General features: G+C 37.3%; 12 protein-coding genes and 1 riboswitch. Of the genes, 2 read left to right on the forward strand and 10 right to left on the reverse strand.

The window, feature by feature from the left end:
• Position 1: 1 nt before the first annotated feature.
• Both E7B10_RS01780 and ribD read right to left on the reverse strand, forming a co-directional pair.
• Positions 2 to 658, reverse strand: a complete 657-nt coding sequence (locus E7B10_RS01780; protein ID WP_024061652.1) for a riboflavin synthase — start codon at positions 656 to 658, stop codon at positions 2 to 4.
• On the reverse strand, positions 639 to 1,853 hold the full coding sequence (gene ribD / locus E7B10_RS01785; RefSeq protein ID WP_119562968.1) for a bifunctional diaminohydroxyphosphoribosylaminopyrimidine deaminase/5-amino-6-(5-phosphoribosylamino)uracil reductase RibD: 1,215 nt from the start codon (positions 1,851 to 1,853) through the stop codon (positions 639 to 641). The genes E7B10_RS01780 and ribD overlap by 20 nt, the downstream gene beginning before the upstream one ends.
• Before the next feature lie 67 nt (positions 1,854 to 1,920).
• Positions 1,921 to 2,036, reverse strand: a riboswitch (FMN riboswitch).
• 293 nt (positions 2,037 to 2,329) lie between these two features.
• On the opposite strand from ribD, the gene poxB reads away from it, so the two are divergent.
• Positions 2,330 to 4,072 (forward strand): ubiquinone-dependent pyruvate dehydrogenase, encoded by a 1,743-nt coding sequence (poxB, locus tag E7B10_RS01790; RefSeq protein WP_270278718.1) that lies wholly within the window; start codon positions 2,330 to 2,332, stop codon positions 4,070 to 4,072.
• A 95-nt stretch (positions 4,073 to 4,167) separates the two neighbouring features.
• Here the strand turns inward: poxB and E7B10_RS01795 are convergent, their stop codons facing one another.
• The 6 genes from E7B10_RS01795 to E7B10_RS01820 form a co-directional block, all read right to left on the reverse strand.
• A complete protein-coding gene (locus E7B10_RS01795) occupies positions 4,168 to 4,626 on the reverse strand; it encodes a hypothetical protein (RefSeq protein WP_119562970.1) in 459 nt (152 codons plus the stop codon).
• Between the two features lie 56 nt (positions 4,627 to 4,682).
• Positions 4,683 to 4,892, reverse strand: coding sequence for a hypothetical protein (locus tag E7B10_RS01800; protein ID WP_021148165.1), 210 nt, complete (start codon positions 4,890 to 4,892; stop codon positions 4,683 to 4,685).
• A 127-nt stretch (positions 4,893 to 5,019) separates the two neighbouring features.
• The gene (locus tag E7B10_RS01805) at positions 5,020 to 8,811 is read right to left on the reverse strand and encodes a PolC-type DNA polymerase III (protein WP_287511161.1); all 3,792 of its coding nucleotides are present in this window, start codon (positions 8,809 to 8,811) and stop codon (positions 5,020 to 5,022) included.
• 2 nt (positions 8,812 to 8,813) lie between these two features.
• On the reverse strand, positions 8,814 to 9,791 hold the full coding sequence (gene holA, locus E7B10_RS01810) for a DNA polymerase III subunit delta (RefSeq protein WP_287511163.1): 978 nt from the start codon (positions 9,789 to 9,791) through the stop codon (positions 8,814 to 8,816).
• Positions 9,792 to 9,802: 11 nt separating this feature from the next.
• Complete coding sequence (locus tag E7B10_RS01815) at positions 9,803 to 12,031, reverse strand: ComEC/Rec2 family competence protein (RefSeq protein WP_287511165.1); 2,229 nt, start codon at positions 12,029 to 12,031, stop codon at positions 9,803 to 9,805.
• Complete coding sequence (locus E7B10_RS01820) at positions 11,988 to 12,557, reverse strand: ComEA family DNA-binding protein (RefSeq protein WP_287511167.1); 570 nt, start codon at positions 12,555 to 12,557, stop codon at positions 11,988 to 11,990. The genes E7B10_RS01815 and E7B10_RS01820 overlap by 44 nt, the downstream gene beginning before the upstream one ends.
• A gap of 111 nt (positions 12,558 to 12,668) precedes the next feature.
• On the opposite strand from E7B10_RS01820, the gene E7B10_RS01825 reads away from it, so the two are divergent.
• The gene (locus tag E7B10_RS01825) at positions 12,669 to 13,898 is read left to right on the forward strand and encodes an aminopeptidase (protein WP_004697444.1); all 1,230 of its coding nucleotides are present in this window, start codon (positions 12,669 to 12,671) and stop codon (positions 13,896 to 13,898) included.
• Positions 13,899 to 13,976: 78 nt separating this feature from the next.
• Here E7B10_RS01825 and E7B10_RS01830 read toward each other — a convergent pair whose 3' ends face one another.
• Positions 13,977 to 14,456: a dCMP deaminase family protein gene (locus tag E7B10_RS01830; RefSeq protein ID WP_004697136.1), complete on the reverse strand. Its 480-nt coding sequence runs from the start codon at positions 14,454 to 14,456 to the stop codon at positions 13,977 to 13,979.
• Between the two features lie 83 nt (positions 14,457 to 14,539).
• Positions 14,540 to 17,008: a leucine--tRNA ligase gene (gene leuS, locus E7B10_RS01835; RefSeq protein WP_004697073.1), complete on the reverse strand. Its 2,469-nt coding sequence runs from the start codon at positions 17,006 to 17,008 to the stop codon at positions 14,540 to 14,542.
• Between the last annotated feature and the right edge of the window lie 53 nt (positions 17,009 to 17,061).

A 17,061-nucleotide genomic window follows, 5' to 3' on the forward strand; every position in this document is an offset into this window, starting at 1 on the left:
CTTATATAAATCCATTCTCTACTAAGAGGGATTGCATAGATTTTTTAGGCTTTTCTTCGGTAGGTTCACTACCAAGATTCATAAAATGACGAATATATCGTCCAGCAATATCCGTTTCTAAATTGACCTCTGTTCCAATATGAGCAAAACCTAAAATAGTTTCACTCAAAGTGTGAGGAATGATAGAGACGGAAAAACTGCTGTCTGTTCGTCGCATAATAGTGAGGCTAATCCCATCGATGGTAATGGAGCCCTTATAGATAACATAATCCATAACAGATTTTGGAGCCTCGATAGTAAAGATAATGGCATTATCGGTTTGTTCACGATTAATAATACGACCTGTACCATCTACATGGCCTGCCACAATGTGACCACCAAATCTACCATTAGCAAGCATAGCTCGCTCTAAGTTGACTGGTTGATGGACTTTCAAATTAGTAAACGTAGTCATCTTAATGGATTCTGGCATCACATCCGCTGTAAATATACTATTGCCAATCGTTGTGGCCGTCAAGCACACCCCATTAACAGCTACGGAATCACCAACTTTTAAATCGCTAAAAATTTTTTCTCCTCGAATTGTTATGGCTAAGGATTTAGGGCCCTTTTTAATGTTCTCGATGCGGCCGATTTCTTCAACGATTCCCGTGAACATAAGTGCCCCTCCTTCCTTGACGATACGCTTCAATGCGAATGTTATTATCTAATACTTTAGTCTTGGTAAAAGTTAATTGCGGTGAAACCTCTAAACTTTCAAAACCTCGACCTCCTACAGCAGGTGTTGCATCGTTACCACCAATAATGGTATTTCCAATATATGTTACGACCTTATCAAAGTTCTTCGTTTCCACAAAGGAACTGATAATTGCAGATCCACCTTCAACAAGAATAGATGTGTAACCTAGTTCACCTAGTTTTGTAAGAATATCATCGATAGATAATTTCTTAATATCTATGACAATGTCTGTGCTCTTGCTTTTACGAGTAGAAATAGATTCTACTACGGTTACTTGAGCACCAACTTGTTCTAAGGCTTGTATCCGATCCTTAGGACAACCTTTAGATACGAATATATGAATCTTGCGATTATTTATTTCAAAGACACGACTAGTAGTAGGTGTTCTACCAAGACTATCCAAGATAATTACATTTGGTTGATGAATCGTAATCGGTTCATCAAGTATGCTTTTATCTAATAACGCATCTGATAATTCACTATCCGTTAAACGACAATTTAACTGTGGATTATCTGCCAAAATTGTACCAATTCCAACGAGCATGGCATCATGCGTGGCACGCAACACATGTCCATCACGACGAGAGGACTCATTTGTAATCCATTGAGATTGTCCAGTAGATGTAGCAATTTTCCCATCTAGTGACATAGCACTTTTTAGAGTGACAAAAGGCTTACCTGTCTGTATATAGGTAAAGAAATGCTCATTTAGTTCAGCACATTCATCACTACATACGGGGCAAACAACCTCAATACCTGCTTCACGAAGTAACTCCATTCCTTTTCCAGAAACTAGTGGATTTGGATCCGTACTACCTACTATTACTTTAGCTATACCAGCCTCAATGATACGAAGCGCACAAGGTGGTGTTTTTCCATAATGGGAACATGGCTCTAATGTTACGTATAAAGTAGCACCTTTGGCATTATCACCTGCTTGATTTAGTGCATGCACCTCAGCATGAGCTGTACCAGCTTTATGGTGATAACCTTCACCGATTATTGTATTATCTTTTACCACAACAGCACCAACCAAAGGATTTGGTGAGGTGTGACCTGTGGCTAATTTTGCCAGTTCAATGGCGCGCTTCATATATACTACGTCATCCACCATATCACCTCAATAAAAAAAGGACTATTACATAGTCCTTGGGTCATCATAAATGCGCACAACAAACGTGCCTCGTCTTTTCTCATCCAGACTCTACTGTCGGTATCGGAATTGCACCGATTCATACCAAAAAGGTTCGCGGACTTTACCGCCGGTAAGGAATTTCACCTATCCCCAAAGACTTATCTATTTTGTTTATGAATTAATAGTAACACTTTTATTAATGTTATGCAAGAATAATAGTTTTGTATTGAGAAAGAATATTAAATAATTTAATTAAAATATAATTTTTAGAACACAAATACTAGAACAATATAAATAATAATATATATTTACTTTTAATATAAACATATATAAACTATGTATACAGTAAATAGTAACTTTTATCACATAATTACAAGTTAAACAAGTCTAATATAGTATATATGGTTTGGATAACCATATTTTAATGATAGTAATTATTAAATATAGGTGATAATATGGCAAAAAAACGAATTTCTGATGTACTTATAGAAGTCTTAGCCAATGCGGGCATCGAACGCATTTACGGTATCACTGGAGATAGTCTAAACTCTGTAAATGATAGTTTACGCCGCAATGGTAAAATTGCTTTTGAACATGTACGACATGAAGAAACAGCAGCCTTTGCTGCCGGTGCAGAAGCATCCCTAACTCATAAACTAACTGTATGTGCTGGTAGCTCTGGTCCAGGCAACTTACACTTAATTAATGGTCTCTTCGACTGCCATCGCAATCGTGTTCCAGTATTGGCCATTGCTTCTCACATTCCTCAATCTGAAGTAGGTTTGAACTATTTCCAAGAAACACATCCAGAAAACTTATTTAAAGAATGTTCTTGTTTCTGCGAACTTGTATCCAATCCTAAACAAATGCCGGAAATTCTATTCCGTGCTATGAACGCTGCTGTTGGTAACCAAGATGTTGCTGTTATCGTTCTTCCTGGGGACGTTGCAGTTATGGAAATGGAAATTGATGAATTACCTGTGTGGAACCCACCTCGTTTACCTCATATCGTTCCACAACGAGAAGATATTGAAGAAATGGCGGCTCATTTAGAAACAGGCAAACGTATTACCCTATTCTGTGGTGCCGGCTGTGAAGGTGCTCATGACGAAGTAGTAGAATTAGCAAAACGCTTACAAGCACCGGTTGTACATGCTTTCAGAGGTAAAGAATGGGTTGAATGGGATAATCCATATGATGTAGGTATGACTGGCCTATTAGGCTATACATCTGGCTACCGTGCTATTGAACAATGTGATACATTGGTAATGCTTGGTACAGACTTCCCTTATCGTCCATTCTATCCAGAAAATGCGAAAGTAATACAAGTAGATAGAGATCCTAGTGCTTTAGGTCGTCGCGTACCTCTTACACAAGGTATCATTGGTACTGTAAAAGATACGTTAAAAGAATTATTACCTCTTGTAGGCCAACGTGGTGATACTGAATTTATTGATACTGTACGTAAAGCATATACAAAATTTAGAGCTGATTTAGATAGTTATGCCGTAGCTGAACCAGATGGTGTAGCAATTCACCCTCAATACTTCGTAAATCGCCTCAATAAACTAGCAGCAGAAGACGCGATCTTTACCTTTGACGTAGGTACTCCAGTTATTTGGACTGCTCGCCATCTAAAAACAAATGGTAAACGCCGTATTTTAGGATCCTTTAGCCACGGCTCCATGGCTAATGCTATGATGCATGCTATTGGCGCTCAAAATGCATGTCCTAACCGTCAAGTCATCTCCCTCTCTGGTGATGGTGGCTTTACAATGATGATGGGCGAAATGTTAACATTAAAACAACTTAACTTACCTGTTAAAATCTTTGTATTCAATAACGAAGAACTTAGCTTTATCGCTATGGAAATGAAAGCTTCGGGCTATCTAGACTACGCTACAGACTTTGTAAATCCAGATTTCGGTAAACTTGCTGAAGCTGCTGGTATCAAAGGTGTGAGCATTCATAACTCTAGCGAAGTTGATGAAAAAATCATGGAAGCCCTTAACCATAATGGCCCAGTCATCGTTAATGTTCGCGTAGATAAACAAGAACTTGCTATGCCTCCTAAAATTGCATATCAACAAGCTAAGGGCTTCAGCAAATACTTGATCAATGCAATCCTTGATGGCCGTGGTACAGAGCTTAAAGAAATGGCCAAAACAAACTGGATGAAATATAAATCCCTATACTAATATTGCCAATTTACAAAATCTGCCAAAATAAATAAACTGCAAAACTTTCAAAAAGAGGCGTCATCAAATGATGACACCTCTTTTATTGCATAATTTTAATCATATACTGTTATAAAACCTTCAGTCCAGCCCCTTAAATTGAGAGTAATTGTATCAATTCCTAAACAATCTAAACCATATACATTAAATATATCCCAGGTCTTATACCAATCTAATGCTTTCTCTGCATATTCTAAAGTGCTAAATAAACCTATGTATCCAGAACTGGAATAATATGGATCTATATCGTAATCATACCAAACACCATAAATTTTGTTATTTACTATTTCATAGTTAATATCATCACCTATATGAGTACAATCATTTAAATAGTGAGTTTTTATAGAAAAGGAATCATCATTTAACTTAGAAAATCCAGACAATATTTTAGATTCAACTAGAGCCTCTTCAGCTAATGATATATCAGAAAAAAATCCTAATCCAAAATATTCTGTATAAGGTAGCTCTTCATTTTTTTTATAGTGTGCTAAAGCTTCATATATTGGAACTCTCATAACTAACCCACTCACTGTAATATAAAAATAATATAAATATGACATTTTAATTATTTCTATCTATAATAATCGTCCTCGTAGTCACCTTTATACCGTAATCGATCGACCTCTGATGGGGACAGTATATTCCCCTCTTCATCAACATATTCTCGGAATTCGTTAAAGTATACTCCTGGAATATCTGATGCTTCTAGATTAGGCATATCCTCTAACTCAACATCCCAAAGTTCTATTTCATCCACTTGATTTTGAAGTCGCTCTATCATATTTCAACACTCCCTAGTATCAAAGACATATCCTAAATATATTGTAGCAAATTACATAAAAATAAGCACTATATCCACATTTGAGATATAGTGCTTACTTTGTATTTAAATCTTATCTTGTATTTTATTATGCTCCAAATAGTGACATTTGTTCGTCTTCAGGCAGTTCACCACAGCATTTGAGGTCTTTCATAAGATCAATGATGGTATTTGATACTTTACAACGGCGTTGTAAGTCTTTTAAAGATGTAAATGGACGTTCATTTCTTTCCTCAACGATAGCATCAGCCACTGTTTCACCTAGAGAATCAATAGCTAAGAATGGTGGCAATAAAGCGCCATCCTTAATACTAAAGCGTCTAGCTTCGGAGTGTTGAATGTCTACATTGATAAAACGATAGCCCCGTTGATACATTTCCATAGATACTTCCAAGGCACTCATAAGGTCCTTATCTTTAGGACTGGCAGCACGATCAAGAGCTTTGATACGGTTAAACTCGGTCAATTGTGTTTTAAGGTCTCCTGTCATGATTCGTAAGTCGAAGGCTTTCGCGCGAATGGAGAAATATGCTGCATAGAATGCCAATGGATGGTATACCTTAAACCATGCAATACGGAAGGCCATCATTACATATGCTACCGCATGGGCCCTTGGGAATAAATAGGAAATCTTTTTACAAGACTCAATAAACCATTCAGGAATATTATTTTCACGCATTTCTGCTTCAAATTCCGTCGTAGCTTGACCTTGTTTATTTCGTTTTTCAATCCCCTTCCCTTTACGTACGTTTTCCATAACGAAGAAGCTGTGCTTTCTATCCATACCACGATGGATTAAGAAATTCATTACGTCGTCACGGGTGGAAATAGCTTCGTTTAACTTACAAGTTCCATTTTTAATAAGGTCTTGCGCATTATCGAGCCATACATTCGTACCATGAGAGAAACCAGAGATACGTACTAAGTCAGAGAAGGTTTGCGGACGAGAGTCTTCCAACATGCCTCGTACAAACTTCGTACCACATTCTGGTACGGCCAAGCTGGCTACCTGGTCACCTTGCAATTGTTCAGGTGTTAAACCAATCCCCTCTGTAGAGGAAAACAAGCTCAATGTCTTTGGATCATCAAATGGTATTGTCTTAGCATCGATACCTGTCAAATCCTCTAGCATACGAATAATTGTGGGATCATCATGGCCCAGAATATCAAGCTTAGTCATACGACCTTCGATGGAGTGATAATCAAAGTGTGTCGTTAATACGCCACTTTCCTTTTTATTCGCTGGATGTTGTATGGGCGTAAAGTGATGCACATCCATATCTCGAGGGCATACCATAATACCACCAGGATGTTGGCCTGTAGTATTCTTCACATTTGTAAAGCCCTTTGCTAAATGTTCAAAGAAACCATTACGAGCTTGAATGTCTCTAATTTCGGCGTACTTTTTAACATAACCAAAAGCAGTTTTATCAGCAATTGTACCGATTGTGCCTGCTTTAAATACATTGTCACGGCCAAATAATTCTTCCGTATATTTGTGAGCTTTTGCTTGGTAATCACCGGAGAAGTTAAGGTCAATATCTGGAACCTTGTCACCTTCAAAACCAAGAAAGATAGCAAATGGAATATCGTGACCATTTGTTTGTAACGCATGACCACACTTAGGACAATCTTTACGAGGCAAGTCAAAGCCCCCTGCATATTCACCCTTTTCAAAGAACTCTGAATATTTACAATTAGGACATACATAATGTGGCGGTAATGGATTTACCTCTGTAATCTCAGACATGGTTGCTGCAAAGGAAGATCCTACGGAACCACGAGAACCTACGAGATACCCATCATCAAGAGATTTTTTTACCAATTTATGAGCGATATAATACAATACACCATAACCATTGGAGATAATACAATCTAGTTCATAGTCGAGACGTTCTTGTACGACACGCGGCAATGGATCACCGTAAATAGCCTTCGCATTTCTATAGCACATTTCTGTAAAAGCTTCGTCAGCACCTTCAATCTTAGGTGAATATGTACCATCAGGAACGGGCTTAATATCTTCAATGCTATCATTAATAGCACGTGTATTAGTAACGACTACTTCGTATGCTTTCTCTTCGCTTAAATAAGGGAAGGACGCAAGCATTTCATCTGTAGTACGTAAATGTAAATCTGGTTGTTCATCTGCATCTGGATAACCACATGCAGTTAACATGATTTCACGATATATTTTCTCTTCTGGTTTCAAATAATGAACATCACAAGTAGCACATACAGGTTTATTCAAGGCTTCCCCTAATTCGATAACGGTCTTATTCATATCGATGAGGGCTTGCTCATCTGGCATGAGACCTTTACGAACCAAAAACATATTGTTAGTATGTGGCTGAATTTCAAGATAATCGTAGAAGTATGCTATTTCCAAAAGCTCTTCTTTTGTAGCTCCACGAACAATAGATTGCATAAGTTCCCCTGCTTCACAAGCAGAACCGATGATAATACCTTCACGATGTTCTTCAATAACGGAACGAGGCAAACGAGGACGAACCTTGTAATGTTCAAGGTGAGAAATAGAAATCATTTTATATAAATTACGCAAACCAACCATATTTTTAGCTAATAAAATAATATGATAGCGTTTATCTTTTTCCTTCTTCTTCTTTTTATCTAATACAAGTTCCTCATCTTTTGTTACCGTTTCATCTTCAATAAGATAACCTTCTACACCATAGATAACCTTAACACCTAGCTCTTTACCAAGGGCTTGCGCTTCAGGAAAGGCTTGTACAACACCATGGTCAGTAATAGCAACCGCAGGATGACCCCATTTTTTAACTGTTTTAAATAAATCCTTAACAGATACGAGAGCATCTTTATCACTCATCTTAGTATGTAAATGAAGCTCTACACGAGAATCTGGACGGTTTTCAGTTCGCTCTACACTTGTAGTTTCCACTGCTTCAATACTACGAATCGATAAGATATAATCTTTATCAAAACGATCGTCAAAGTTGACACTACCTTGTACACGAACCCGTTGTAAGCCTTTTAATTGTTTAAGTAGCGCATCCCCTTCTTCAGGGCTATTCGTAAACTTGATAAATTTAATGCTGTTTGTATCATCTACAATGCTGCCATTAACGATACTTTTACCAGTCTTAGTATCACGTTTATCTAAACCTACAAAGACACCTTCAAAAATTACACTAGGTGTATCCAAGGTGCCCATGATTTTAGAGGTGACCCCTTGAATTTTTGGCCCTAAAATCATGCCTTCATCAGTAGGTGCATCCTTTGGAGCACGACGAGGATATTTGCCATCCCCTTCACTTCCTTTAGCCGTAGATTTTGTAGTTTTTTTAGGTCCAAAGCCTTTGCTTGCTTTAGGTGTACTGCTCACAGATGCGATAGTATCGCTACTGCTAGATTCGGCAGCCGTATGATTAGAACGAGACACAACAACTGGACTATTGTTGAAATAGCCTAATTCAACAGCTTCTACAAATGGGGCAAAATCATCTTCGTCTACATCATCATATTCATCTTGTTGATCATAACCTGCAAAAGACTTACCTCTAGGTACTTGATTTTTAGCCTCTTCAGCTTCACGTTGTGCTTCAGCCGCTTCAATCCATTCACCAGCACCACAGCCACCGCCATAATAATAGGTATCTAACCCTTCACCCGTTTCAGTATCTATCTTCCACGCAAAGCAACAAGCTGTATCTGTATTTGTTGGAATATCATCAAAAGAGATACTTTTTTCCTTATACCATTCAGACAACCTTTCACGTAGACTAAGCAATGTGGAAAATGCAGAGTCCGCTGCTTGAATCGTCACATGTTGGCTATGACAGTTCACATAGAAGGATGATTTCTTATTCTGTTTTGGTACAACACGATAACGTACTTTCATTTTTATCCTTTATACCCACAATAGGTAATACATAAATCTCTAAATCGCCAAATATCGCCCTTACTGCTACGACTATCTAAAATAATCTCATAGAGCCCTTTTAATAAAGCTCGCAAGGCCTTAACTGAAATTCTAGGACTTGCTTCGTAAGCCAACTTAATCGGATATGGTTTAAATGACGAATCATGGTCCTTACATAAGTTTTGTATGGCTTGAACAGACATTCCCGCTTGGCGACATTCGCTAACCAGTAGCTGCAAACGTAACTGCCCCTCAATATAGCTCATAGCACGGTCTAATTCTTTATAGCCGAACATAAATGGAAATAATTCAAGTAATGTATCGATATCTCTTTTTAACAGAGCCTCTTTAAAAGTAAAAATGTTTTTAGCTCCATAGTCACTACCGTTTTCTTCGAGAAATTCTTTGGTAATAACCTTTTCCCCAGTAATTTGCAAGAAATATCGGTCAAACTCAGTTCTCATAAAAGAAACAGGTACCTCTTGCCACAAATCGATAAGATGGGCTACATATTCTTGTGCATCAGGAGTCATTTTAAATCCATTAGATGTACAATATTGACGAATCCACATCACAAGGTCTGCCCCTTCAAGGCGCTTGCATTCACGATTCGATATTTTATTTAAAAGCTCTTTATTCTGCTTGATTCGTTTATCTATCATGTTATGATAAATCAAAACAATTGGATTATCCCCATTATATTCCATGATGAGCTCATATAATGGGACCCAAGCATCACTATTTTTACCGCTTTTACGAATAATGGGCAAATTAACTAAACAGAATACCTTTTGATCTCCAAAGAGTGAATCTTCACAGAGCTTTTCACTAATCTTCTGTGGGCCCGCCTCATCGTCTAATACGGTCACTGGAAGGTCTGGATAGGCACTTAAAAATTTGCGTTTTTCTTCTTCAATTAATTGTGGCTCATCGCCATAAATGAGTTGAATATGTGCCATGTTTTCTCCTTTCACAGATAGATATCTTTGATATAGCCGTATCCCATTATATACATATGTTCTGTTGATGGATCCACATCGCGTAACGCACCGTGGGGACTGCCAAATAGAATTGTACTATGAGGTGAAATACGCCCTATTTCATTCATTACACTGGATCGACTCGTTATATATAACACATTAGTCTTATCATTTAATTTTAGATTTTTTTCTCTACTTTGTCCATTATATACGACGATTTGGTTCATACCATTTTTATATACCACCTGTACAGAACTGTTACTATGAAAGTACTCAACTTTTACATCTTTAGGCTTTACACCATATGCCCTTATGGCCTGATTAATAAGTCTTTCATTAGGTATAGTTTTAATATAATCTGGTGCATCGATTAATAGATATGCTCCTCTATGGTTTGGGTCTATGCAAAGTAACACATTACACTGTTTCATAGGAATATAATGGATTATTGTGTCCTTATGATACTGAGTCACATAGTATGAAGCACCAAAGGTTGCAACCATACATAATAAGGACATCACTATATATACAGTATACTTATTCTTATGTGTCAAAAAATACGTAAACAAACCTAATAGAGCATAATATATATAAACACAATAAAGATGCATCATACCAAGCCAAAGTAGACTATAACTACGTCCTAACACATGATTTAAATATAAAGATATTCGCAATAGTACATCTACTAAAGACCATATTAACGATATAGGGAATACGTAACTGACTAAAGTACTTACAAAAATTAAAACTATGGATATATCTAATAGGGGCGCTACTATACAGGCTGCTAGCAAACTAGCAATACTAATATAGTGAAAGTAATAGAGTTGTAATGGCAATATGAGTAACTGTGCGGATACACATAATACAAAAGGTGTTTTTATCCACCTTGGTAACCACTGTATCCGTTCATATAGTACCTTTCCCCATATGAGTAAACCATAGGTTGCACCAAAGGATAACTGAAAGCTTACATCAAATAAAGAAAAAGGATCATATACAAGACATATAATAGCGCATATACATAAAGCCTGTTTAGCTTGATATAATCGTCCTTTTACATAAGCCATGCACATGAGTATACTCATCATCGTTGCACGTATAACTGGTGCATCTCCACCAATGATACAGCAATATGTACAAGCTACTAATATACCTAAAATTAAGCATGTGCGCTTCCGTAATTTAACGAGTCTTCCTAAACCGTAAATTAAGGCTAATAGCAGTGCAATATGTGAGCCAGAGATAGAAAGAATGTGGATGAGACCCGTATAAGCAAAATCTTTTATTCGCTCTTCCCCTAGCTCACTATAATGACCACCCAAGCATAAGGCTTGTGCTAATACCTTTTGTGGACCATCTAGATTACTAGCAATATTTTTTTCAATAGATTCTCGTATTTGACCACATAAATATAAACTTTTTCCATATAGTTTTTCAGAAAATGTTTCTTTAAAGTGGAATGCTTGTAAATCTTTATTAGTAGCAGATCGATATACACCATCATAGATTCGACCTCTTGTATTAGAGCTCATATATCTACCTCTAAGATTAATGCGTCCTTCCTCTTCGATAAGAAATAAGCTTTTTGGTGTACCTTCAATTATTGCTTGTTCTCCTAGCCGTATTGAATACTTTGTAGTAGATACCTTTGAGTAAATCTGTAATCGACCCTGTGCCTTAATATAGTCATTTTTAGCAGTATCTTTATAGGGATGTAATCCATGTAACTCTACATTATATTTGTAATATTCCTGTTTATCGATAGTTACTAATTCAGGAAATGATATGACAGTGCCAAAATATTCCCCTTCTTGCTGTAAATAGAAAGATGTATAGCTGTTATAGTTAATAATTCGTAAGTCTGTTTGATAATAGGATAATCCCATTGCGACGAAAACTAATATTAGTAATTTAGTAAACAAACGCCACCTAAAACGAGATTGTATTATTCTAATAATAGTTACACCAATAATGGCTATAGCAATAGCAAAAATATAATACATTTGACCCAGTACAGGATAATATTTCCCATATCCTAATATAGTGCCAATTATTATAGATCCCAATATAGTATGTGCCCATTGGCTATGAGTTATAAATGGCTTTGTATTGACTAATACTTGAGTATTGAAGATTGATTCCTCAAACGCTCGTTCTGTATTCCTAAATTTAGATTGTAATTTTATCTTTAATCTTCTTAAATACGCCATCACCGATGCCCTTCACCCCCTTGATACCTTCAACGGATGTAAAGGGTCCTTTTTGTGAACGATACTCTTCAATTCTTTTTGCCATAGCGGGGCCTATGCCTGGTAATGCATCAAGCTCTTTTGCAGAAGCTATATTAATATTAATTTTATTACCACGCAATAAAGCCTCTGGATTACCGTGAAAGTTAAATACTATGTGGATATGATCTCCCGCATTAACCGACTTTGCCATATTGACTGATTCTACATCAGCATAAGGTAATAGCCCACCTGCTAACTTAACTACATCACCTACAGTAGCACTACTTTCAAACTCATATAAACCAGGTGAAACTACGGCGCCCGTAATATAAGCTATAGGTTTGTTGGATGTTTGTTCAACAGTTGATATAGAAGAATTTCCATCTATTGCTCCTTCAACTAAGACAGAATCGCTTTCATCTGTTATAATAGGCCATAGGAAATAAATTCCTACTAAAATACATAGGATTAATATAATTGTCATATATGGCTTCAATTTTACTTTCATAGTGCACCTCCTACTGAAAGATTTCCCTATGAAAGAGTAAACTCCTACCGTTGACTCTATTGGTCACACCAGCAGGAGTTTTATAATTGATGTCGAATATAAGGAGACTCAATGAATCAAGATACATTAAGAAAATATGCCCGTACATTATTACAATACGGCGTAAATTTACAACAAGATCAAACTTTAGTTATTTCTGTTGATGTGGAAAATAAAGACTTTGCAGTTATCGTTACAGAAGAAGCCTATCAATTGGGGGCTAAAGAGGTTGTCCTCAACTGGCGCTGTTCACCTATTGCACGTCAACGTTTAATGCATGCCAAAGAAACAGTCTTAGAAAAACCTGCTAACTGGATTCCTGAATTCTATAAGCAATATATCGATGATAAAGCGGCATTCTTATCTTTAATTAGTGCCAACCCTAAAGCCCTTGCTGGCATCCCGACAGAACGTATTTCTTTACATTCTCGTAATTTAAACAAAGCCTTATCCTTCTATCACACAGCTATTATGAATTCGTCTGTTACTTGGTGCGTTGCTTCTGTGCCAACTGTCTTATGGGCAGATTTACTCGGTTATGAAGGTACCGATGAAGAAAAAATTGACCAATTGTGGGCAACTTTGCTTAAACTTTGTCGCATCGAAGGCATTGAGGCAAAGGATACATACCGTCACCACATGGCTAAATTACGCCATCGTCGCGAAGCAATTAATAAACTAGACTTAAAAGCATTGCGTTACACTTGTGAAAATGGTACTGACCTCTTACTAGAATTACCAGAAGGTCATATTTGGCAAGGCGGTGAAGAAGCGTCTAAAGATGGTACTATCTTCAATGCTAATATTCCTACCGAAGAAATTTTCTCTGCACCACAGTACAATGGTGTAAACGGCATTGTATATAGCACAAAACCTTTAATTTACCATGGCAATACGATTTCTGATTTCTCCTTCACTTTCAAAGAAGGTAAAATTGTAGAGTACACTGCCAAAGAAGGTTATGAAGTACTAAAAGAATTAGTTGAGACAGATGAAGGCTCACACTACCTTGGCGAAGTTGCATTAGTTGATCATTTTAGTCCAATCAGCCAATCTAATCAAATCTTCTATGAAACATTATTCGATGAAAATGCATCATGCCATCTAGCAATTGGAGCCTCTTACCCTACATGCCTCAAAAACAGTGATGGTTTATCTGACGACGAATTAAAAGAACGTGGTTTGAACCACTCTTTAACACATGTAGACTTTATGATTGGTCATGAACATATGAATATCAAAGGCTATACACGTGATGGCCAAGAAGTAGACATCATGATCGATGGTCGCTTACAAGTATAAACATAAATAAAAGATAACGAAATCCCCCATATACAACTGTATATAGGGGATTTTAAAAGCAATTAAATTTTTATTACATTACAATGTGATATTCAAAGTGCGGCCTGTAGGCTTGTATTCAATAATTTCTACACCTGCGGTTTTTAACATTCGTTTAGAAGCTTTTACCTCTTTCGTATCCTTATATAGGTCATCACGATAGATAACGGCCTTAATACCACTTTGAATAATGGCTTTCGCACATTCATTACAAGGGAAAAGTGTTACATATATTTTAGAACCTTCTAAAGAACCGCCCCGATAATTAAGTATGGCATTCAGTTCACTATGAACGGTATAAAAGTATTTATTATCATCCGCCGTATCGCGTTCCCATGTGAAATCATCATCACTACAATTTAATGGCATCCCATTATAGCCAATAGACAATATTTTATTATCATTGCTCACAATACAGGCACCTACTTGTGTGTTGGGATCTTTAGAACGCTGTGCCGCTAAAATGGCAACACCCATGAAGTATTCATCCCAGGAAATATAATCGTTACGTTTTGCCATAGTTACCTCTCTTAAAAATAAGCCCCCATCTACCTATGTAGTTGGGGGCTTACATTATTAACCAAAAATATCATCATTTATATTTATTTAACAACGATATTTACAAGTTTACCTGGTACATAAATAACTTTTACAATGTTTTTACCTTCTGTAAACTCTTGAACACGGCTAGACTCTTTAGCCATTGTTTCTAATTCTTCTTTCGTAATATTTACGGAAACAGTAAGTTTATCGCGAACTTTACCATTTACTTGCAATACTACTTCTACTTCATCTACTACAAGCGCAGCTTCTTCGTATACAGGCCAATTTTCAGTATGAATGGATGTAGCTTCACCCAATTCATGCCATAACTCTTCTGTAATATGAGGAACGAATGGCGCTAAAAGAAGCAATAAGGAACGAGTCAATTCATTTGCTAATGCGCTATTGATAGTCTCTGCTTTGTCCTTATGAGCGTACATAGCATTCACAAGTTCCATGATTGCAGAAATTGCTGTATTAAAGTTGAAATTATTATCTAAGTCTTCCGTAACCTTTTTGATGACACGGTGTAACTCACGACGTAATCCGAATTCGTCTTTTGTAAGTTCACCGGTTACATTCTTCTTAGCTTCTTCGTTATACGCATCAATGATACGCCATACACGACCTAAGAAACGGTAAGAACCTTCAACACCTTGATCAGACCAATCAAGGTCACGATCGACAGGAGCCGCGAATAGAATAAACAAACGAGCAGTATCTGCACCATAGGTATTGATGATTTCTTCTGGAGAAACTACATTACCTTTAGATTTAGACATTTTGCTGCCTTCTTTAAGAACCATACCTTGCGTCAATAAGCCTCGGAATGGTTCGTTAGCTTCGATAAGACCTAAGTCGTGAATAACTTTCACAAAAAATCGAGAGTACAACAAGTGCAAGATAGCATGTTCAATACCACCGATATATTGGTCTACATTCATCCAGTAGTTAGCGATTTTTTTATCGAATGGAGCTTGATCGTTTTTAGCATCTGCATAGCGCAAGAAATACCAAGAAGAATCGATAAATGTATCCATTGTATCTGTTTCACGACGTGCAGGGCCACCACACTTAGGACATGTAGTATTTAGGAAGCTTTCAGATGTAGCTAATGGAGATACGGCACCAGATTCAAATTTAACATTCTCTGGCAAGCGTACTGGCAACTCTTCTTCAGGAACGAGTTGTTCACCACATTTTTCACAATATACTACAGGAATTGGCACGCCCCAGTAACGTTGACGAGAAATCAACCAGTCACGAAGGCGGAAGTTTACTTTACCTTCACCAATACCGCGTTCATTAAGAGCAGCTGTAATATTTTTACGAGCCTCTGCAGATGTTTGGCCGTTATAATCGCCAGAGTTAACTAGAATGCCATCTTCATGGTACCATTCTTGCCATTTTTCAAGGCTATATTCTTCGCCTTCACAAGCTACAACCTGTTTAATTGGCAAATCGTATTTATGAGCAAATTCCCAGTCACGTTCATCATGTGCAGGAGAACCCATTACAGCGCCTGTACCGTAGTCTACTAATACATAGTTAGCAATCCAAACCGGTACTTGTTCGCCAGACATAGGGTTTACTGCATAAGAGCCTGTGAACATACCTTCTTTAGGTGCCTCTGTAGATGTACGGTCGATATCGCTCATATTCCGCATACGTGTAATAAAAGCTTCTAATTCAGCTTTATTAGGAGCGTTTTCAATAATGCGTTCTACATATGGATGTTCAGGAGCCAGTACTACATAGCTTACGCCATAAATTGTATCTACACGGGTCGTATACACAGATACACGTTCATTAATAGACGGTACTTCAAAGGAAAACTCCGTACCTTCTGAGCGGCCAATCCAATTCTTTTGCATCAATTTAACGCGTTGTGGCCAGTGATCAAGAGTATCCAAATCAGTTAACAAGCGATCTGCATATTCAGTGATGCGCAAGAACCATTGAGACAAGTCTTTTTTCTCAACTGGGTTATCACAGCGCCAGCAAGCACCATCGATGACTTGTTCGTTTGCCAATACAGTATGACAAGTTTCACACCAGTTTACTTTAGCTTCTTTTTTGTACGCTAAGCCTTTTTTATAAAATTGTTGGAAGAACCATTGAGTCCATTTATAGTAATCTTCTTTGCAAGTCGCTACTTCACGGTCCCAATCGTAGGACAAACCAAGAGCTTTTTGTTGTAATTTCATGTTCTCGATATTATCAAGAGTCCATGTTTTAGGTGCAATACCATGTTTGATAGCCGCATTTTCAGCAGGCATACCAAAGGAGTCCCAGCCCATTGGATGCAACACGTTGAAGCCCTTCATTTTTTTGAAACGAGCTACTACGTCACCGATGGAATAGTTACGCACGTGACCCATGTGTAAGTTACCAGATGGGTACGGGAACATTTCTAATACATAGTATTTTTCTTTAGATTCATCATATTCTGTTTTAAATGTATGGTTATCTTCCCAATACTGTTGCCACTTTTTTTCAATATCTTGGGCTACATACTTTTCGTTCATGTAGGGGCCTCCTCATATGGTCAACCTCATAGGTTGCCATTTTATAATTAATA

The organism is Veillonella sp., from assembly GCF_032470285.1.
Lineage (GTDB): Bacteria > Bacillota > Negativicutes > Veillonellales > Veillonellaceae > Veillonella.

What these genes read in the sequence shown, in the direction of transcription:
- E7B10_RS01780 (WP_024061652.1), bottom strand. Translation starts at nt 658, where the DNA reads ATGTTCACGGGAATCGTTGAAGAAATCGGCCGCATCGAGAACATTAAA.
- ribD (WP_119562968.1), bottom strand. Translation starts at nt 1,853, where the DNA reads ATGGTGGATGACGTAGTATATATGAAGCGCGCCATTGAACTGGCAAAA.
- poxB (WP_270278718.1), top strand. Translation starts at nt 2,330, where the DNA reads ATGGCAAAAAAACGAATTTCTGATGTACTTATAGAAGTCTTAGCCAAT.
- E7B10_RS01795 (WP_119562970.1), bottom strand. Translation starts at nt 4,626, where the DNA reads ATGAGAGTTCCAATATATGAAGCTTTAGCACACTATAAAAAAAATGAA.
- E7B10_RS01800 (WP_021148165.1), bottom strand. Translation starts at nt 4,892, where the DNA reads ATGATAGAGCGACTTCAAAATCAAGTGGATGAAATAGAACTTTGGGAT.
- E7B10_RS01805 (WP_287511161.1), bottom strand. Translation starts at nt 8,811, where the DNA reads ATGAAAGTACGTTATCGTGTTGTACCAAAACAGAATAAGAAATCATCC.
- holA (WP_287511163.1), bottom strand. Translation starts at nt 9,791, where the DNA reads ATGGCACATATTCAACTCATTTATGGCGATGAGCCACAATTAATTGAA.
- E7B10_RS01820 (WP_287511167.1), bottom strand. Translation starts at nt 12,557, where the DNA reads ATGAAAGTAAAATTGAAGCCATATATGACAATTATATTAATCCTATGT.
- E7B10_RS01825 (WP_004697444.1), top strand. Translation starts at nt 12,669, where the DNA reads ATGAATCAAGATACATTAAGAAAATATGCCCGTACATTATTACAATAC.
- E7B10_RS01830 (WP_004697136.1), bottom strand. Translation starts at nt 14,456, where the DNA reads ATGGCAAAACGTAACGATTATATTTCCTGGGATGAATACTTCATGGGT.
- leuS (WP_004697073.1), bottom strand. Translation starts at nt 17,008, where the DNA reads ATGAACGAAAAGTATGTAGCCCAAGATATTGAAAAAAAGTGGCAACAG.